The organism is Pseudomonas monsensis (genome assembly GCF_014268495.2).
Lineage (GTDB): Bacteria > Pseudomonadota > Gammaproteobacteria > Pseudomonadales > Pseudomonadaceae > Aquipseudomonas > Aquipseudomonas monsensis.
On record NZ_CP077087.1, the window covers coordinates 5,678,552 to 5,696,161 of the forward strand.

Here is a 17,610-nt window from a genome sequence, read left to right on the forward strand (position 1 = left end):
ACAAGACTTGCCGTGCGTGCACAGCGCGTCCCGGCGCGCCCGGAACCAAAAGGGCGAGCAGACTAGCACAGATGCCGAACCTGTGTGGCAGGCCCTACAGGGCCGAGCGCCAGGCAAGCGGCACTTTCAGGCTCTCATCAACGCTGCCACCCAGGCCGCACATTTCATCGTGCACCGAGGTGTGTACAAGGTTGAACGGCAACAACGGAAAGTTATGCAGCAGATCCCGCGCATGCTCCACTGATCGCAACGTCAGCATGTTGCCTTTGAGATCACTCAACGGATACGCCGCCCCGTGCATCCGCGCTTCTAGCAGATAAATCCCGCCTTCCATGGAGATCAGGTTCAGCTCATCAACCTTCCTGGCGATGGCAAACGCATTCAGCTCTTGCAGGTTCATGAACGCACCTCACGCAGTGGCGAATCAGGACCTCTACAGGGATATGCCCGCGCGCACCAAAGCACAAGCCACAAACGACACCGCCCGTCTGTTTCGCAACAGACGGGCGGTGTTTTGGCAGTGATCAATTAATGATCAGTGCTTGGTGACCTTGTCCAGATAACCCATGGCGAACGCCGAGATCACGAAGGTCATGTGGATGATCACGTACCACATCAGGTGTTCGGGATCGACGTTCTTGGCGTCCATGAAGATGCGCAGCAAGTGGATCGAGGAAATCGCCACGATCGACGCCGCCACTTTCATCTTCAGCGACGAAGAGTCCATGGTGCCAAGCCAGTTGAGCTTTTCCTTGTTGTCGTCGATGTCCAGCTGCGAGACGAAGTTTTCGTAACCGGAAATCATCACCATCACCAGCAGGCCGCCAACCAGCGCCATGTCGATCAGCGAGAGCAGCACCAGGATCAGGTCCGATTCGGCCATCGAGAACACGTTGGGGATGACGTGGAAGACTTCCTGGAAAAATTTCAGTGCCAGCGCCAGCAACCCGAGGGACAGGCCGAAGTAGATCGGCGCCAGCAGCCAGCGCGAGGCGTACATTGCGTTTTCGAAAAAGCGTTCCATTGAATCTCACACAAGGGGGGTTGTAATCGGGGGCGAGTATAACAGCCAGCTGTGACAGCCAGAAACCGCCCGGCTCGCACCTCCGATCACCGCGACCTGCGTGTGTGTGCGATTTTTTTTCTGCTACTGTCCAAACCATTGACCGCCTAGCGAAAGTGGACAGGACGACTGGAAATGGATGTGCGATTACCGTTGAAGACTGCCGGAATTTGCCTCGCTCTGCTGCTGGGTGGTTGCTCTCCCGGCGAAGAGCAAAAACCCTCGGTCAGCCTCGACGCGAAGACGGCAACGTTCGAACACTCACTGGACGCCATTACCGACCCGAAACTCAAGGATGCCGTAACCGAACTCGGCGGCTCACTGCTGCTGCTCGAACGCGCGCGACTCAAGCTCGACAGCACAGAGCTGAAAACCGTCCACGGCGAAGACACCCTCGGCATCCTCAAGCACTACCCTTCCCCACAGGCGCTGGTCGATACGCTCATCAACGGTCTGTTCGTGCTGCACAAGGACGCCAGCTCCGATTATCTCACCGACCTGCAACCGGTATTCCCCTTCAACCTCAACGTTCCCGGTGGCTTCCCGTTTCCCCATGGCGTGGAATGGCAATCGGTGACGTTGAGCAATAAACGCGTGATCGCCTGGCAGCCGGAGTGGTCGGAAACCGACCCGGGCATTCAGCTCAGTCCTTCCAGCTCCAACGTCACCCACCCCGATGACCTGACCGTCACCTACCCGTTCATCGACGGTCTGAACGTGGACAAGAAAACCCAGCCGCAACCGGTGAGCCTGCAAGGCAAAGTCGAAGTCATCACCCCGCGCCGCCTGTTCAGCTTCAACCTGAGCCAGAAGGACGTCGGCCAAACTCGCACCGACGACAACCTCAGCGTCACCCTGCTGAAGCTGGAAAAAAACTACGCCGAAGTCGAATTCAGTAACAGCCTGCCACTGGCGCCCGAGGTCCAAGGGGTGCAGCTCAATCCGTTGATCGTTCAGGCCCGCGACAGCACCGGGCAATACCTGGTGCGCGCCGGTTCGATCAACGAGAGCCCGGCACAAGTGGCTTTCTACGAGAAACAACTGGCGCATCTGCAACAGCAGAAAACCTGGAGCGAAACCCTGGAAAAACAGCTCGAGGACGACCAGCAGGCCTTCGAGCAACAGCACCCGCGCCGTTACAACAAGGTCTACTTCAACGGCCCTGTCGAGACCCTGGAAGTCAGCGTGCTCGACTTCTCATCGGCGACCGTGACCCGCAAGGCGCTGGACCTGCCGGTGCGCACGTTCAGTCAGCACACCACGGAAAAAGCCATCCAGCCGCTGGACCCGGCGGTGGTGGTCTATGACGATCTGGCGCCGAACTGGCTCAAGGGCGCGAGCCTCACCGAGGAAGCGTTGAAGGCCGGCATCCGCATCCATCAGTCGGTGGAGGATCCGAGCGCTGCACGCATCGAGTTCTCTCACCGGCGGACCTTCAACGATGAGCTGCTCGGCGATGATTTCAGCCCGGGTGAAAGCCCGGTCACGTTCTTCACCGAGAAACGCAGCGGCAAACTCGATGAGCCGATCGAACTGCCGCCCGAGGCGTATCAAGTCGATCCGCTGCAGGCGACCATCACTTACGATTTGAACCTGTTCCCGGAAACCCCGGCGATTGCCGTGGGTTCGATGCCGTTGTTTCTCGCCAGCGTGGAGAAAAAGTCCTACGACGCCAAGTCGCTGCCCAAAGGCCTGGAGATCAAGAACAACACGCTGGTGGTCGACCTGAAACAGTTCCCGGCCAACGCCTGGCGATTCTTTGTCAAAGACGACAGCGGCAACTACCTGAAACAGATTCTGTCGGTCAGTCATGACGCGAGTGCGGAAGGTCCGGCGCTGTTCGGCGTGCATTACTTCTATGGCCGTCCAACGCACGTGGAGACCTATCAGCGAACTGAACTCAATACCGTGCAATACGGTTTTGAGGTCAAACTCGACAAGGCGCAGTTGCCCGACACTGCGCCGTGATTGCGCCTAATGGTCGAACATGCCGACCGTACGCCCACGCCCACCATTGATCTGACGGAGCTGGGCTTGCAGGTGCAGGCTCCAGATCTGCGGATCGTCGGCCAGTTCGTAACCATGCATCGTCAGGCTTTCGACGATGGTGTCGAGAATCGACTCGGCGGCGACCGGCCCATGAAACGGGCCCTGGGCCTTGATGGCGGAAGGTTGTTCACCGGCCATGCCGGCAGCGAAGAGCAAGGTCCACATGCCGTTATCGCCGGCCAACGGCTTGATGGCGCACTCGATACGGGTCACAAGACCCAGGCATTGACGGGTGAGGCAGAGGTTGCGCGACATGGCGGCGACCCTCGGTAAAGCCGGTGTTCAGCCCTCACGCGAAGGCTGTTTCGATCCAGTGATACTGTCGATGTCCTTGAGCTGAGAATAGAAGAAAAGTCTGCCGAGCAAGCCGGATAGAACCAGAAGGCGCCGAATGGTCATTGTGTGAATATTGGCGTCAGAGTAGTGGCACTTTTCCCGAAGATCACCGCAAAAAAAATGCAGGAGTGAGCCTGCTCGCGATAGCGGTGTATCAGTCAAAGCCACAGTGACTGATGAATTGCTATCGCGAGCAGGCTCACTCCTACAGTTTGCCCGGGTTAAGGCTTATGCCGGTTTGGCCTCTGCCAACGCCTCCTGCGCCAGCTCCTTCTCGGCCTCTTTCAGGTCCTCTTCGCTGATCATCTCGGCAATCACCCGCAGACGCTCCACCACCCGCGCGTTGACGCTGCCTTCGGGGAACTGACCGTCAGCATCCGGTGCACCGGCCGGCTCACCGACCAGCAGGCTCAACGCCTCGTCCGCCTGACGCACGGCGTACACGTGGAACTGCCCGGCGCGCACCGCCGCCAGGACCTTTTCGTCGAGCATCAGCGTGGCGACGTTGGCCTGCGGAATGATCGCGCCCTGCTCGCCGGTCAGCCCGCGTGCTTCGCAGAGGCGGAAGAAGCCTTCGATCTTCTCGTTGACCCCGCCGACCGCTTGTACTTCGCCAAACTGGTTGATCGAACCGGTGATCGCGAAGCACTGCTTGAGCGGGGTTTTCGACAGCGCCGAAATCAGCGTGCACGCCTCGCCCAGCGACGCACTATCACCATCGACATAACCGTAGGACTGCTCCAGGGCGATACTCGCGGAAATCGCCAACGGGAATTCCTGCGCGTAACGGCTGCCCAGATACCCGGTGAGGATCATCACGCCTTTGGAGTGGATCGGCTGGCCAAGGTTGACCTCGCGCTCGATGTCGACGATGCCGCTGCCGCCCGGGTACACCGTGGCGGAGATCCGCGCCGGCACACCGAACGCCGAATCGCCGACTTCCAGTACGGTCAGCCCGTTGCATTTGCCGACCGCTGCGCCGTCGGTGTCGATCAGGATGATCCCGGCGAGCATGTCGTCGAGAATCCGCGCCGACACCCGCCCGGTACGCGTGGCTTTGGCTTTCAGTGCGCGCTCGATATGCCCGGCGTCGGTCATTTCATCGCCGGCCAGGTGACGGATGAAATCCGCTTCGCTGACCAGTTGGAACAGATCGCCGATACGCGCCGACAAACGTCCCTGATGCTCGGCCAGCCGCGCGCTATAGGTCGCCAGACGGGCCACCGCATCGGCGGTCAGCGGCGCCATGCCTTCTTCCGACGTGCGGGTTTTCAGCAACTGGGCAAATTGCTCCAGGCTTTCGTCGACCATCGGAATGTCTTCGTCGAAATCGACCAGCACGCGGAACATCTCCTGGAAGTCCGGATCGAGATCCTGCAGCGTGTAATACAGCTGCCGCGCGCCAATGATGATGACCTTGACCTGTAGCGGAATGTGCTGCGGGTTGAGGGTCATGGTTGCGAAACGGCCCATCTCACCGAGAGGCGATTCCATTTTCAGCTTGCGCGATTGCAGGGCGCGTTTCAGCGCATCCCACACGAACGGCTCGCTGAGCATTTTTTCCGCTTCCAGAATCAGGAAGCCGCCATTGGCGCGGTGCAGCGCCCCCGGACGCAACTGCCGGTAGGTGGTGTAGAGCGCCCCCTGATCAGTGGTGTATTCGATGCGGCCGAACAGGTTTTCGTAGGTCGGGTGCGGCTCGAACACCACCGGCGCACCGCCGCTGGCCGGATGCCCGACCACCAGGCTCGGAGCGTATTGCTCTTCGAGCAGCTTGCGCGCAACGGCGTCGGTCTTGCTGTCGTCGACCAATTGCTCGACCACGGTTTTCAGCAGATACACCTGCATGGCTTGCAGGTAACCGCAGACCGCAGCGTTCTCCGCGTATTTCTCCGACAGCGGCGAGAGCAATGGCTGCAAGGCCAGGGTGATGGTTTCTTCGTTGAGCTGACGCAGTTGATTGTTCGATTCACGCTTCCACTGCGGCAGGCTGGCGAGTTCTTCGTTCAGGCGCTCCTCGAGGCCGGAGATGTCATCGTGGAAACGCTCGCGATCGGCTTCCGGCAACTGCGCGAACTCCGCCTCATCCAGCGCCTTGCCGTCGAGCATCGGGGTGAAGGCGATGTTGCTGCTGTCGCGGTACAGGGCGACGTCTTTTTCCAGGGCCAGACGCTCGATGATGTCGAGGGCCTTGTCATAGCGCTGATTGAAAGCGCGGTCGATGGCGCTTTTCTTTTGCTGGTAGGACGGGTGCTCGAACACTGCCGGAAACGTCGCCAGCAGGTTGTCGATCAGACCGTTGATGTCGCCGATGAACGAACCGGCAGTGCCCGATGGCAACTCCAGTGCGCGCGGCTCGCGCGGCTCATCGAAATTGTTCACGTAAACCCAGTCCGCCGGGGTCTGCAGGCGTTTGCCTTCGGCTTTCAGGTAGCGTTTGACGAACGAGAAGCGCCCGGTGCCGGGCTCGCCCATGACAAAGACGTTGTAACCGGGGCGTGGCATGGCCACACCGAACTGCAAGGCTTCGACCGCGCGTTCCTGGCCGAGCACACCGCGAAAGGGCTCCAGATCATTGGTGGTAGTGAAGCTGAACTGTTCAGCGGAAAACGGACGAGTCAGCGCTTCGGGCGCTATACGCAGGCTGGCAGCAACAGGATCAGGCATCGGACTTCCTTAACAATCAGGCGGGGCAGATAGCGGCATTCTGGCGCCGCCCGTGCCCCACTGGCAAGGCGCGCCATCTGCCAAAGCATAGACAACCGGCCCTCTGCGCAGCAGGTTCCCTGAAACCGGGGCTATTACCGAATCTTTTGTAAAAAATCACGGAACCGTTAGAACGTGCCTAAACTCCAAACTGCGCGGCTGGAACTAATACTGGCCCACTGGCTTCGTTTGGGTCTGTTTCGTACAGAGCTTGGGGGGCCAGAACCCTGTCCATTGGTATGCACACAAAGAGAACAAAGATATGAAACGGATTCTTCTCGGTACTCTCTTCACCGCTGTATCCATCAACGCAATGGCGCAAGCCCCGGGCGGCCCGGATTGCGGTTGGGGCAACATGCTGTTCGAAGGTCAGCGTGGCACCCCGGCGCACTTCCTCGCTTCCACCACCAACGGCACTTCCGGTAATGCCACGTTCGGCATGACGTCCGGCACCAACGGTTGCTCCACCAACGCGTCGCTGACGTACGGCGGCAAATCCTGGTTCGCCATGAATGGCATGATGAACGAACTGTCCGAAGACATGGCCAAAGGCAACGGCGAAGCGCTGACGACTTATGCCGTGGTACTGGGTGTGGCGCCGGAAGACCGTGCGCACTTCGCTGCCGTCACTCACGAACACTTCCAGCAGATCTTCAGCAAGGCTGACGTGACCGCTGAAGACGTGCATACCAACACTCTGGCCGTGCTGAAATCAGACCCACGTCTGGCCAAGTACGCGACTCAGGCTTAAGCTCGACCCCGCCCGCTTCCTTCGGGAAGCGGGTTTTGTTTTTGAATGCAATCAGTCCGCTGTGACGCTGAACCTGTGGCGAGGGGATTCATCCCCGTTCGGCTGCGAAGCCGTCGCCAAACCTGTGCATGCGCTGTATCTGATGCATTGGGAATACAGGTTCCGGGGCCGCTTCGCAGCCCAACGGGGATGAATCCCCTCGCCACAGGGTGGAGTGATTACACCCCGATCCGGGTTTTATTTTCTTTCGACTTAAGTTGCCACCTATGCTCAAACGCCTTGCCTGGCTGGCGCTCTGTGTCTGCGCCCCGCTATCCGCCGCGCCTCACATCGACCCTCAACGTTTGCAGCAACTGGCCAACGATCGTTTCTGGATTTCCCTCGGTCACTACGAAACCGCCAAGCTTGGCGGCTGGCGCAGCTATGTCAGCGACAAGAAGTTCTTCCTCGCGCCCGATGGCAACGAACACCCCGATCGTGAACTGGCCGCCACCGTGCAAGCGCTGTACGCCCCGGCCAGTCTCGGCGAGCAACACGCGCAGTGCGTGTACCCGGCGCGCACGCGCTGGCTGAAGGCACAGCTCAATCTCAGCGATCTGCCGACGCCGGAATGCGCCGAATACAAAAAATGGTTCAAGGATGTCTCGCCGCACAGCGCGGTGATGATTTTCCCGGCGGCTTATCTCAACAGTCCTTCGTCGATGTTCGGCCACACCTTGCTGCGCATCGACCAGGCTGATGTACAAGCCGACAAGACTTCACTGCTGAGTTACGCGATCAACTTCGGCGCCTACATCGAAGGCTCGGACAACAGCATCCTCTACGCCTGGAAAGGCTTGATGGGCGGCTATCCGGGGCTGTTCGCGCTGGTGCCCTATCAGGAAAAACTCTCCGAATACCGCAGCCTGGAAAACCGCGACTTGTGGGAGTACCGGCTGAACCTGACGCAGGAAGAAACCGCACGCATGGTCGAACATGTGTGGGAGCTGAAGCAGATCCAGTTCGACTATTTCTTCTTCGACGAAAACTGCTCGTATCGCCTGCTTGAGCTGCTGCAAGTGGCACGGCCGAGCCTGCGCCTGACCGAGCAATTCCCGTTGACCGCCATTCCCACCGACACGGTCAAAGCGGTGAAGGAAGCCGGGCTGGTGGAAAGCATCCAGTACCGCCCGTCCCGCGAGCGTGAACTGCTCAGCCGTGCCGAGCCGTTGAACAGTGACGAACAGCAATGGGTGCTGAAAGTCAGTGCCGATCAACAGGTGTTGCAGGACCCGGCGTTCAAAACGCTGCCCCGTGACCGCCAAGCATTGATCATCGACGCGGCATATCGCCTGGAGCGCTACCGCGCCAACGGTCAGGAACGCGACTCGCAACGGGCACAGCGCAGCTTCGAACTGCTGCGGGCGATCAACAAGAATCCGGCGCCGGAGCTGGACATCCCGCAACCCGGCCTGCCCGAGGACGGCCACGAATCGCGCACCTGGCAGGCCGGTCTCGGCACCCGAGGCGACCGCGCCTTCGGCGAATACGGCTTGCGCATGGCTTACCACGACCTCAACGACAACGCCGAGAGCTTCCCGCTCGGCGCGCAGATCGAGATCCTGCAGATGAAACTGCGCCAGTACGAAGGCAACCAGTGGCAGTTCCAGCAACTGGATCTGGCGACCATCCGCTCGCTGACCCCGCGCAATGAGTTGTTGCAGCCGTTGTCATGGCAAGTCACCGGCGGCCTTGAGCGTGTGCCCGGCAAGCACGATGACGAAACCCTGGTCAGCCACGTCAACGGTGGCGGTGGCGGCACCTGGCAACTGGGCGAAGACATGCTCGGCTTTGCCCTCGGCACCGTGCGCATCGAGCACAACAATGACTTCGCCGGGTTCATCACCCCGGCGGCCGGTTTCAACAGCGGCGTGCTGTGGAAAAACCCGCTGGGCAATCTCAGCGTCGAGGCGAAGGGCGATTACTTCACCAACGGCGAAGTGCGCCGCAGCCTGAGCCTGAACCAGCAGTGGGAGCTGTCACGCAACCTCGGTTTGCGTCTGAGTGCGCAGCGTGAGTTCAGCCATCTCGCCACGCCGGAAACAGAGGTCATGCTTGAAGTGAAGTGGTATCACTACTGATCTGAAGCCCGACAAATTCCCCCTGTGGGAGCGAGCCTGCTCGCTCCCACATTTGGTCTTGTGGTGTTAATGGATTTTTCACGGGGCTTCGACAGCCGTGTCATGAATCAGCTTCTAGACTTTCCCCATAAGCCGGACAACCGGCGCGGGAGAGTGCGATGTGGCGGTGTGCGGGTTTGCTGGGTGTTGTGCTGTTACTGGGCGGTTGCCAGACCACCCATGAAGATTTGATCGCCAGAGGTTATCCACCGGCCTTCGCCGATGGTTTTGACGATGGTTGCGTCAGCGGACGGCAAGCCGCCGGCTCGATCAGTGGCGAGTTTCGCAAGAACGTGCCGCGCTATCTCAAGGACAAGCAATACGCCGAAGGCTGGACCGACGGCTTTCGCCAGTGTCAGGCGATGCTGGAGAACAAGGATCGCGAAGAATATCGCAACGAGCACTGGGACGAACGCGAGCGTGCCTGGCAGCAGCAGAAAGATCAGGACGCCGGACGAGCCTATCGCTCGCAATAGGTCGTTTCCAGACATCCAGTGAAACCAAATGCCGGCGACCATGGACCAATTCCTATCACAGGAGGACACCATGAGCCGCGCTTTCGTCAACGAAGACAACGCCGCCGCGCAAGCCGATCAGCCCGTCGAACGGCAGGTCAGCGCGCAGCCCAATTACGTCACACCACAAGGCCTGGCACAGTTGCAGGCCAAAGTCGCCGACTTGCAGACCCTGCACGCCGAACAATCAGCCAAAGGCGAGCAGGCCGACAAGCAGCGTCTGGCCGATCTGGAACGGGATCTGCGCTATTTCAATCAGCGCCTGAGCAGTGCGCAGGTCGCCGCCCCTGCGACGTCTACCGACAAGGTGCAGATCGGCAGCTGGGTGACTTACGCCGACGAACACGACACCGAACGCCGAGTGCAACTGGTCGGCGAAGATCAGGCCGACGCCAGTCAGGGCCTGATCAACTGGGCCTCGCCGTTGGGCCGGGCATTGCTCGGTGCCCGGCTCAATGACGAAGTGCTGTGGCAGCGCCCCGCTGGCGATCAGATGATCGAAGTGATCCGCATCGAAGCGGGTTAAACCACGCCTTGGGCGAGCATCGCATCGGCGACTTTGACGAAACCGGCGATGTTCGCGCCTTTGACGTAGTTGACCTGGCCGTTCTCTTCACCGTAATGCACACAGGCGTGGTGGATCGACTGCATGATCGCGTGCAGCTTGCTGTCCACCTCACCCGCCGTCCACAGCAGGCGCATGGCGTTCTGCGACATCTCCAGACCGCTCACCGCAACCCCGCCGGCGTTGGACGCCTTGCCCGGCGCAAACAGAATGCCGGCCTCGATGAAGATATCCACAGCCGCAAGCGTCGTCGGCATGTTGGCGCCTTCGGCCACGCACACGCAGCCGTTGCGCAGCAGGGTTCGCGCAGCCTCGGCGTCGAGTTCGTTCTGGGTGGCGCAAGGCAGCGCGATGTCGCACGCCAGCGACCACGGCAGCTGCCCGGCGCGGAATTCCAGGCCAAACGCGGTCGCCAGCTCGCTGATGCGTCCGCGCTTCACGTTCTTCAACTCCAGCAACGCCAGCCATTGCTCTTCGCTCAGGCCGGACTCGCAGTACAACGTGCCTTCGGAGTCGGACAAGGAAATCACTTTGCCGCCGAGATCCATGACCTTGCGCGCCGCGTACTGGGCGACGTTGCCCGAACCGGAGATCGCCACGCGTTTGCCTTCGACGGCCTGCCCGCGGCGCTTGAGCATTTCTTCAGCGAAATACACACAACCGAAACCGGTGGCTTCCGGGCGAATCAGGCTGCCGCCGTAGGTCATACCCTTGCCGGTCAACACGCTGGTGAACTGGTTGCTCAGGCGTTTGTACTGGCCGAACAGGAAACCGATCTCCCGCGCACCGACGCCGATATCGCCGGCCGGCACGTCGACGTCGGCGCCGATGTGGCGGTACAACTCGCTCATGAACGCCTGGCAGAAACGCATGACTTCGGCATCGCTCTTGCCCTTCGGATCGAAGTCCGAACCGCCCTTGCCGCCGCCCATGGGCAGCGAGGTCAGGGAGTTCTTGAAGGTCTGTTCGAAGGCGAGAAACTTCAGCACGCCCATATTCACCGAAGGATGGAAGCGCAAGCCGCCCTTGTACGGGCCGATGGCGCTGTTCATTTGAATACGGAAACCGCGATTGACCTGGACCTTGCCCTGATCGTCGACCCACGACACACGGAACACCACTGCGCGCTCCGGCTCGCAGATGCGCTCCAGAATGCCCGAGGTCAGGTAACGCGGATTGGCTTCGAGAAACGGCCACAGACTGCGCAAGACTTCTTCGACGGCCTGGTGGAATTCGGGTTGATCCGGGTCGCGTTTTTTCAGCCGGGCGAGGAAGGATTCGACGGATTCGATCATGGGAAAAGTCTCGGCAAATTTATTGTCGTTGGAAGCGATTGAGCCGGACTGTAGCAAACGATTTGCGCACAGGAACAGCGCAAAATGTCGCAGTTATGAAATTAAATGGTGCACAGGATATAAATCAGGCGGTTTTTTTGGGCTTTTTGCACCTGTATGGTGATTCTAAATTTGAGTTATGCACCAACAGTTATACCGCCTTCGCGAGCAAGCTCGCTCCCACATTTGAAATGCGTTCCCCTGTGAGAGCGAGCTTGCTCGCGAAGGGGTCGCGACTCGGTCCCGCTGACAAAACCCGGGCAAAAAAAACGGAGCCCGAAGGCTCCGCTCTTTATGCAACCAACCCGAATCAGGCCAGTTTTTTGTGGCGTACCCGGTGTGGCTGGGCAGCCGCTTCGCCGAGGCGCTTTTTGCGGTCGGCTTCGTACTCGGTGTAGTTGCCTTCGAAGAACACCGCTTGCGAGTCGTCTTCGTACGCCAGGATGTGGGTCGCGACGCGGTCCAGGAACCAGCGATCGTGAGAGATCACAATGGCGGCGCCCGGGAAGTCCAGCAGGGCTTCTTCCAGGGAACGCAGGGTTTCAACGTCGAGGTCGTTGGACGGTTCGTCGAGCAGCAGGACGTTGCCGCCCTCCTTCAGGGTCAGCGCCAGGTGCAGGCGACCGCGCTCACCACCGGACAGGTCCTTGACGAACTTCTGCTGGTCGCCGCCCTTGAAGTTGAAGCGACCGACATAAGTACGCGACGGGATCTCGTAGTTGCCGATGCGGATCTGGTCGGAACCGTCGGAGATCTGCTGGAACACCGTCTTGCTGCCGTCGAGGTCTTCACGGCTCTGGTCCACGCAGGCCAGTTGCACGGTTTCGCCGACTTCGATGGTGCCCGAATCCGGCGTTTCCTTGCCCATCAGCATGCGGAACAGGGTCGACTTACCGGCACCGTTACCACCGATCACGCCGACGATGGCGCCTTTCGGCATGGAGAACGACAGGTTGTCGATCAGCACGCGATCGCCGTAGCCCTTGGTGACGTTCTTGAATTCGATGACCTTGTCGCCCAGGCGCGGACCGGCCGGGATGTAGATCTCGTTGGTTTCCGAACGCTTCTGGAATTCCTGCGACTGCATTTCTTCGAAGCGTTGCAGACGTGCCTTGGATTTCGACTGGCGGGCCTTGGCGCCTTTGCGCACCCACTCCAGTTCTTCCTTCATGGCTTTTTCGTGAGCCGACTGCTGCTTGGATTCGGCCGCCAGACGATCGGATTTGGCTTCCAGCCAACCCGAGTAGTTACCCTCGTAAGGAATGCCCGCGCCGCGGTCGAGTTCCAGAATCCAGCCAGCGACGTTGTCCAGGAAGTAACGGTCGTGCGTGATCGCAACCACGGTACCCGGGAAGTCGTGCAGGAAGTGCTCCAGCCAGGCTACGGAGTCGGCATCCAGGTGGTTGGTCGGTTCGTCGAGCAGCAGCATGTCCGGGGCGGACAGCAGCAGACGGCACAGGGCCACACGGCGCTTTTCACCACCGGACAGGTGTTCGACTTTTGCGTCCCAGGCCGGCAGGCGCAACGCATCGGCAGCAACTTCCAGTTGACGCTCGAGGTTGTGACCATCGCTGGCCTGCAGGATCGCTTCGAGCTTGGCCTGTTCGGCAGCCAGCTTGTCGAAGTCGGCATCCGGATCGGCGTAAGCGGCGTACACCTCGTCCAGACGCGCTTGCGCATCCTTGATCACGCTGACCGCTTCCTCGACCACTTCACGCACGGTCTTGGCCGGATCCAGTTGTGGCTCTTGCGGCAGATAACCGATGTTCAGATCCGGCATCGGACGGGCTTCGCCCTCGAACTCGGTGTCGACGCCAGCCATGATTTTCAGCAGCGTGGATTTACCCGAACCGTTGAGGCCGAGTACGCCGATCTTGGCGCCGGGGAAGAACGACAGCGAAATGTTTTTCAGGATTTCCCGCTTCGGCGGAACAACTTTGCCCAGCCGATGCATGGTGAAGACGTATTGAGCCATGGAGAACCTTGGGTCAGTGACAGATGAATGATTGGAGCGCAGGCGATGCCCGGCCAGACCGATGCGCGTCGTTCACTAGACCACTTGATGGCCATCAATGCGTGCGCGCTGAAAAAGTCTGATTCTAGGAGCTGGAACGCTCCCGCGTAACCGGCAAAGCTACCTTAATGACCGGTGGCAGTCCAGCCGAGTGGGGCTGGCACTTCGCCACAACTCAAGGCATGCTAGCCGCCCTTTGGGCGTCCGGCTTATAGTGCACGTCGCGCCAGTCCAGCCAAATCGCAGGATTACAGCTTGTCCAACGTCACTCCGCCAGCCTCTGTGAGCAGCCTCCAACCGGCGCCCGGCTCGCCCCTGCGCGGAACATTGAAGGGCGCGCTGGCGACGCTGGTGCTTTTATTGCTGGCCTTGCTGTTCTGGCAACTGCTCGATCAACTGCGTGAAACCCAGAAAAACCAGCGTCAGTACACCATCGACTACACCGCCGATCTCGCTTCGCAGGTCAGCCTGAACATGGCGCTGAACGCGCAAATCGCCCTCAACCTGCTACCGATCGTCGAACAACCGCAATCGGCCGACGAACAGCAGGCCTTGCTGCGCAAGCTGCAGCGTTCGCTGCCGGACCTGCGCAGCATCGCGCTGCTCAGCCCTTCCGGCAGAATCATCAGCGACAGCGCCGCCAACAGTGCTGACGCCGACTACCTCACCGAACTGGTGCGCCGCAGTCATTCGCAAGCCCATTATTTCAGCAACGCCGATGACGGGTCGGTGGTGCACCTGTTACTGCATCAGGCCAGTGGCAGCTCCCGCGGCTATTGGGCCCTGCGTCTGACGCCGACATTTTTCGATTCGCTGACCAAACAGAACGAAGCCGGAGCGCGGCCCCTGTGGCTGGTGGAAAACCGCGTCAACCATCAGATCATCAGCCGCGACGAAGCCCTGCCCGCAGCCAAACCCGGTGTCCTGACACCGGACGATCTGGCCAACACCGTGCTGACCGTGCCGCTGAGCAGCAGCGACTGGCAGTTGCGTGGTCTGTTCGATCGGCAGCGCGTACTCGAAGAACTGCTCCCGGCGTTCATCGGCAAATGCCTGTTGGGCCTGGCCTTCTCGATGTTGCCGGTGATCGCGCTGCTGAACATGCGTCGTCGCCAGCGTCAGGTGCATGAAGGGCGTCGGCGTTATCAGGATATTTTCGAAGGCACCGGCGTCGCGCTGTGTGTGCTGGACCTGTCCGGGCTCAAGCAATTCTTCGACAGGGCGCAGATTCAGACCAGCGATCAGCTCAAGGCCTGGCTCGACCAACCGGTGCAACGCCAGCAACTGCTGCAGGAATTGCGCGTCACCGAGGTCAACCAGGTGGCGCTGCAACTGCTCAACGTCAATTCCTGCGAACACGCCTGGCAGCTGTTGATTGACGGCCATCCGCACTACCACTGCGCGATCGGCAATCAGGTGCTCGACGCCGTCCTGCAGCAGCAAAAGCAGCTGGAACTGGAAGTCAAACTGCCGAACAGTAACGGCCGCGACCAGCACCTGTGGATGGTATTGCGCCTGCCGCAGGAACAGCACGACTACAAAGCGGTGATCCTCAGCATCAACGACATCACCAGCCGCAAGCTGATCGAGCTGTCGTTGCTGGAGCGCGAAGGTTTCTGGTCGGACGTGGTGCGCACCGTGCCGGATCATCTGTACGTGCAGGACGTGATCAGCCAGCGGATGATTTTCAGCAACCACCACCTCGGCCAGACCCTCGGTTACAACCGCACCGAACTGCATCAGATGGGCGAGTACTTCTGGGAAATCCTCCTGCACCCGGAAGACGCCGATTACTACCACCGTTCGCGGCAGATGCAGCGGCACGCCGGCTACAGCCAGTTGCTGCAATGCCAGTTGCGTTTCCGTCATCGTGACGGCAAGTGGCGGCGTTTCGATATTCGCGAGCAGGCGCTGGCCCGGGACAAACACGATCAGGTCACGCGGATCATCGGCGTGGCCAAGGACATCACCGAACAGATCGAGGCCAGCGAATCCCTGCGCGACAGCGAACAGCGCTACCGCATGCTCGCCGAAAGCATCAGCGACGTGATTTTCTCCACCGACAGCAAGCTGTCGCTGAACTACGTCAGCCCGTCGGTGCAGGCAGTGCTGGGCTACGACGCCGAGTGGATTTTCCAGAACGGCTGGCAATCGACCATCGCCAACCCGCAACAGCTGAGCGGCATTTACTCCCTGATGGACCGGGTCAGCAAAGCGCTCGACAAGCCTGAACAACTGGCCGTGCTGCGCAACCAGGTGCAGACCCAAATGTTCCTGTTCGATTGCCTGCGCGCAGACGGCCGCAAGATTCCGATCGAACTGCGCCTGGTGCTGGTGTGGGACGAACATGGCGCGTTCGAAGGCGTGCTCGGCGTCGGCCGCGACATCAGCCAGCAACGCCGCGCCGAAAAAGACCTGCGCATGGCCGCTACGGTATTTGAACACTCGACGTCGGCGATCCTGATCACCGACCCCGCCGGCTACATCGTGCAGGCCAACGAAGCCTTCAGCCGGGTCAGCGGTTACGCCGTGTCGGAGGTGCTCGATCAGTTGCCGAACATGCTCACCGTCGACGAGCAACAGGACGCGCACCTGCGCTACGTGCTCAAGCAATTGCACCAGCACAGCACCTGGGAAGGCGAAGTCTGGCTCAAGCGCCGTAATGGCGAGCATTACCCGGCGTGGGTCGGCATCACTGCGGTACTCGACGATGAAGGCGACCTCGCCAGTTACGTGTGCTTCTTCAGCGACATCAGCGAGCGCAAGGCCAGCGAACAGCGGATTCACCGCCTCGCCTACTACGACGCCCTGACCCATCTGCCAAACCGCACGCTGTTCCAGGATCGCCTGCACACCGCACTGCAATCGGCCGAGCGGCAGAAGTCGTGGGTGGTACTGATGTTCCTCGACCTCGACCGTTTCAAACCGATCAACGACTCCCTCGGCCACGCCGCCGGCGACCGCATGTTGAAAGACATGGCCACGCGCCTGCTGGCCTGCGTCGACGATGACGACACCGTGGCGCGCATGGGCGGCGACGAATTCACCTTGCTGCTGCAACATCGCTCCAGCCGCGAAATGGCCTTGAACCGGGCGATTCATGTCGCCGAGCAGATCCTCGCCAGCCTGGTGCGGCCGTTTGTGCTCGAAGGTCGTGAATTCTTTGTCACCGCGAGTATCGGTATCGCCCTGAGTCCGCAGGACGGCAACGAACTCAGCCAGTTGATGAAGAACGCCGACACCGCGATGTACCACGCCAAGGAACGCGGCAAGAACAACTTCCAGTTCTACCAGGCCGACATGAACGCCAGCGCGCTGGAACGTCTGGAGCTGGAAAGCGACCTGCGCCACGCCCTCGAACAGAACGAATTCGTCCTGTATTACCAGCCGCAATTCAGCGGCGACGGCAAACGCCTGACCGGCGCTGAAGCGCTGCTGCGCTGGCGTCATCCGCGTCGCGGACTGGTGCCGCCGGGGGATTTCATTCCGGTGCTGGAAGAGCTCGGTCTGGTGGTAGACGTGGGCGACTGGGTGATCAGCGAGGCCTGCCGTCAGCTCAAGACCTGGCACCAGAGCCGGGTGCGGGTGCCGAAGGTCTCGGTGAACATTTCCGCGCGACAGTTCTCCGATGGCCAGCTCGGCACGCGGATCGCCACGATCCTGCGCGAAACCGGCCTGCCGCCGGCGTGCCTGGAGCTGGAACTGACCGAAAGTATCCTGATGCGCGAAGTCAGCGAGGCGATGCAGATTCTCGCCGGCCTGAAAAACCTCGGCCTGAGCATTGCGGTCGACGACTTCGGCACCGGTTATTCATCGTTGAATTACCTCAAGCAATTCCCGATCGACGTGCTGAAGATCGACCGTACCTTCGTCGATGGCTTGCCGTCCGGTGAACAGGACGCGCAGATTGCTCGGGCGATCATCGCCATGGCCCACAGCCTGAACCTGGCGGTGATCGCCGAAGGCGTGGAAACCCATGAGCAACTGGACTTCCTGCGCGAGCACGGTTGCGATGAGGTGCAGGGCTATCTGTTCGGCCGGCCGATGCCGGCGAGCCGGTTTGAGGCGCAGTTCAGTAACGACGCCCTCTTCATGTTCGACTGAAACCTTCGGGTGTT

General features: G+C 60.4%; 12 protein-coding genes. 6 read left to right on the top strand and 6 right to left on the bottom strand.

Annotated features, from left to right (window positions below; translation table 11 throughout):
• Nucleotides 1-94: 94 nt before the first annotated feature.
• Together HV782_RS25100 and HV782_RS25105 are read right to left on the bottom strand one after the other, a co-directional pair.
• Nucleotides 95-400, bottom strand: a complete 306-nt coding sequence (locus tag HV782_RS25100) for a DUF6482 family protein (protein WP_123464003.1) — start codon at nt 398-400, stop codon at nt 95-97.
• A gap of 135 nt (nt 401-535) precedes the next feature.
• Nucleotides 536-1,024: a TIGR00645 family protein gene (locus HV782_RS25105; protein WP_003228371.1), complete on the bottom strand. Its 489-nt coding sequence runs from the start codon at nt 1,022-1,024 to the stop codon at nt 536-538.
• A gap of 174 nt (nt 1,025-1,198) precedes the next feature.
• Here HV782_RS25105 and HV782_RS25110 point away from each other — a divergent pair, with 174 nt between their 5' ends.
• Entirely contained in the window at nt 1,199-3,031 is a 1,833-nt protein-coding gene (locus HV782_RS25110; protein WP_186747870.1) for a hypothetical protein, read from the top strand.
• 6 nt (nt 3,032-3,037) lie between these two features.
• Here HV782_RS25110 and HV782_RS25115 read toward each other — a convergent pair whose 3' ends face one another.
• Complete coding sequence (locus HV782_RS25115; protein ID WP_123463999.1) at nt 3,038-3,367, bottom strand: PA4575 family protein; 330 nt, start codon at nt 3,365-3,367, stop codon at nt 3,038-3,040.
• Nucleotides 3,368-3,676: 309 nt separating this feature from the next.
• Complete coding sequence (locus HV782_RS25120; RefSeq protein WP_123463997.1) at nt 3,677-6,115, bottom strand: Lon protease family protein; 2,439 nt, start codon at nt 6,113-6,115, stop codon at nt 3,677-3,679.
• A 301-nt stretch (nt 6,116-6,416) separates the two neighbouring features.
• Between HV782_RS25120 and HV782_RS25125 the strand changes: the two genes are divergently transcribed.
• The 4 genes from HV782_RS25125 to HV782_RS25140 all read left to right on the top strand — a co-directional run bounded on the left by HV782_RS25125 (nt 6,417) and on the right by HV782_RS25140 (nt 10,105).
• Nucleotides 6,417-6,905: a DUF3015 domain-containing protein gene (locus HV782_RS25125; protein WP_007909797.1), complete on the top strand. Its 489-nt coding sequence runs from the start codon at nt 6,417-6,419 to the stop codon at nt 6,903-6,905.
• A gap of 266 nt (nt 6,906-7,171) precedes the next feature.
• Complete coding sequence (locus tag HV782_RS25130) at nt 7,172-9,025, top strand: Lnb N-terminal periplasmic domain-containing protein (RefSeq protein ID WP_186748045.1); 1,854 nt, start codon at nt 7,172-7,174, stop codon at nt 9,023-9,025.
• Between the two features lie 158 nt (nt 9,026-9,183).
• Nucleotides 9,184-9,540, top strand: a complete 357-nt coding sequence (locus tag HV782_RS25135) for a hypothetical protein (protein ID WP_123463994.1) — start codon at nt 9,184-9,186, stop codon at nt 9,538-9,540.
• 70 nt (nt 9,541-9,610) lie between these two features.
• On the top strand, nt 9,611-10,105 hold the full coding sequence (locus HV782_RS25140; protein ID WP_186748044.1) for a GreA/GreB family elongation factor: 495 nt from the start codon (nt 9,611-9,613) through the stop codon (nt 10,103-10,105).
• Here HV782_RS25140 and gdhA read toward each other — a convergent pair.
• Nucleotides 10,102-11,439 (bottom strand): NADP-specific glutamate dehydrogenase, encoded by a 1,338-nt coding sequence (gene gdhA, locus HV782_RS25145; RefSeq protein ID WP_123463990.1) that lies wholly within the window; start codon nt 11,437-11,439, stop codon nt 10,102-10,104. The two genes, HV782_RS25140 and gdhA, sit on opposite strands and share 4 nt — an antisense overlap.
• Before the next feature lie 349 nt (nt 11,440-11,788).
• Complete coding sequence (gene ettA / locus HV782_RS25150) at nt 11,789-13,453, bottom strand: energy-dependent translational throttle protein EttA (RefSeq protein ID WP_186748043.1); 1,665 nt, start codon at nt 13,451-13,453, stop codon at nt 11,789-11,791.
• A gap of 294 nt (nt 13,454-13,747) precedes the next feature.
• Here ettA and morA point away from each other — a divergent pair, with 294 nt between their 5' ends.
• A complete protein-coding gene (morA, locus tag HV782_RS25155) occupies nt 13,748-17,596 on the top strand; it encodes a cyclic di-GMP receptor MorA (RefSeq protein WP_186748042.1) in 3,849 nt (1,282 codons plus the stop codon).
• Nucleotides 17,597-17,610: the final 14 nt, after the last annotated feature.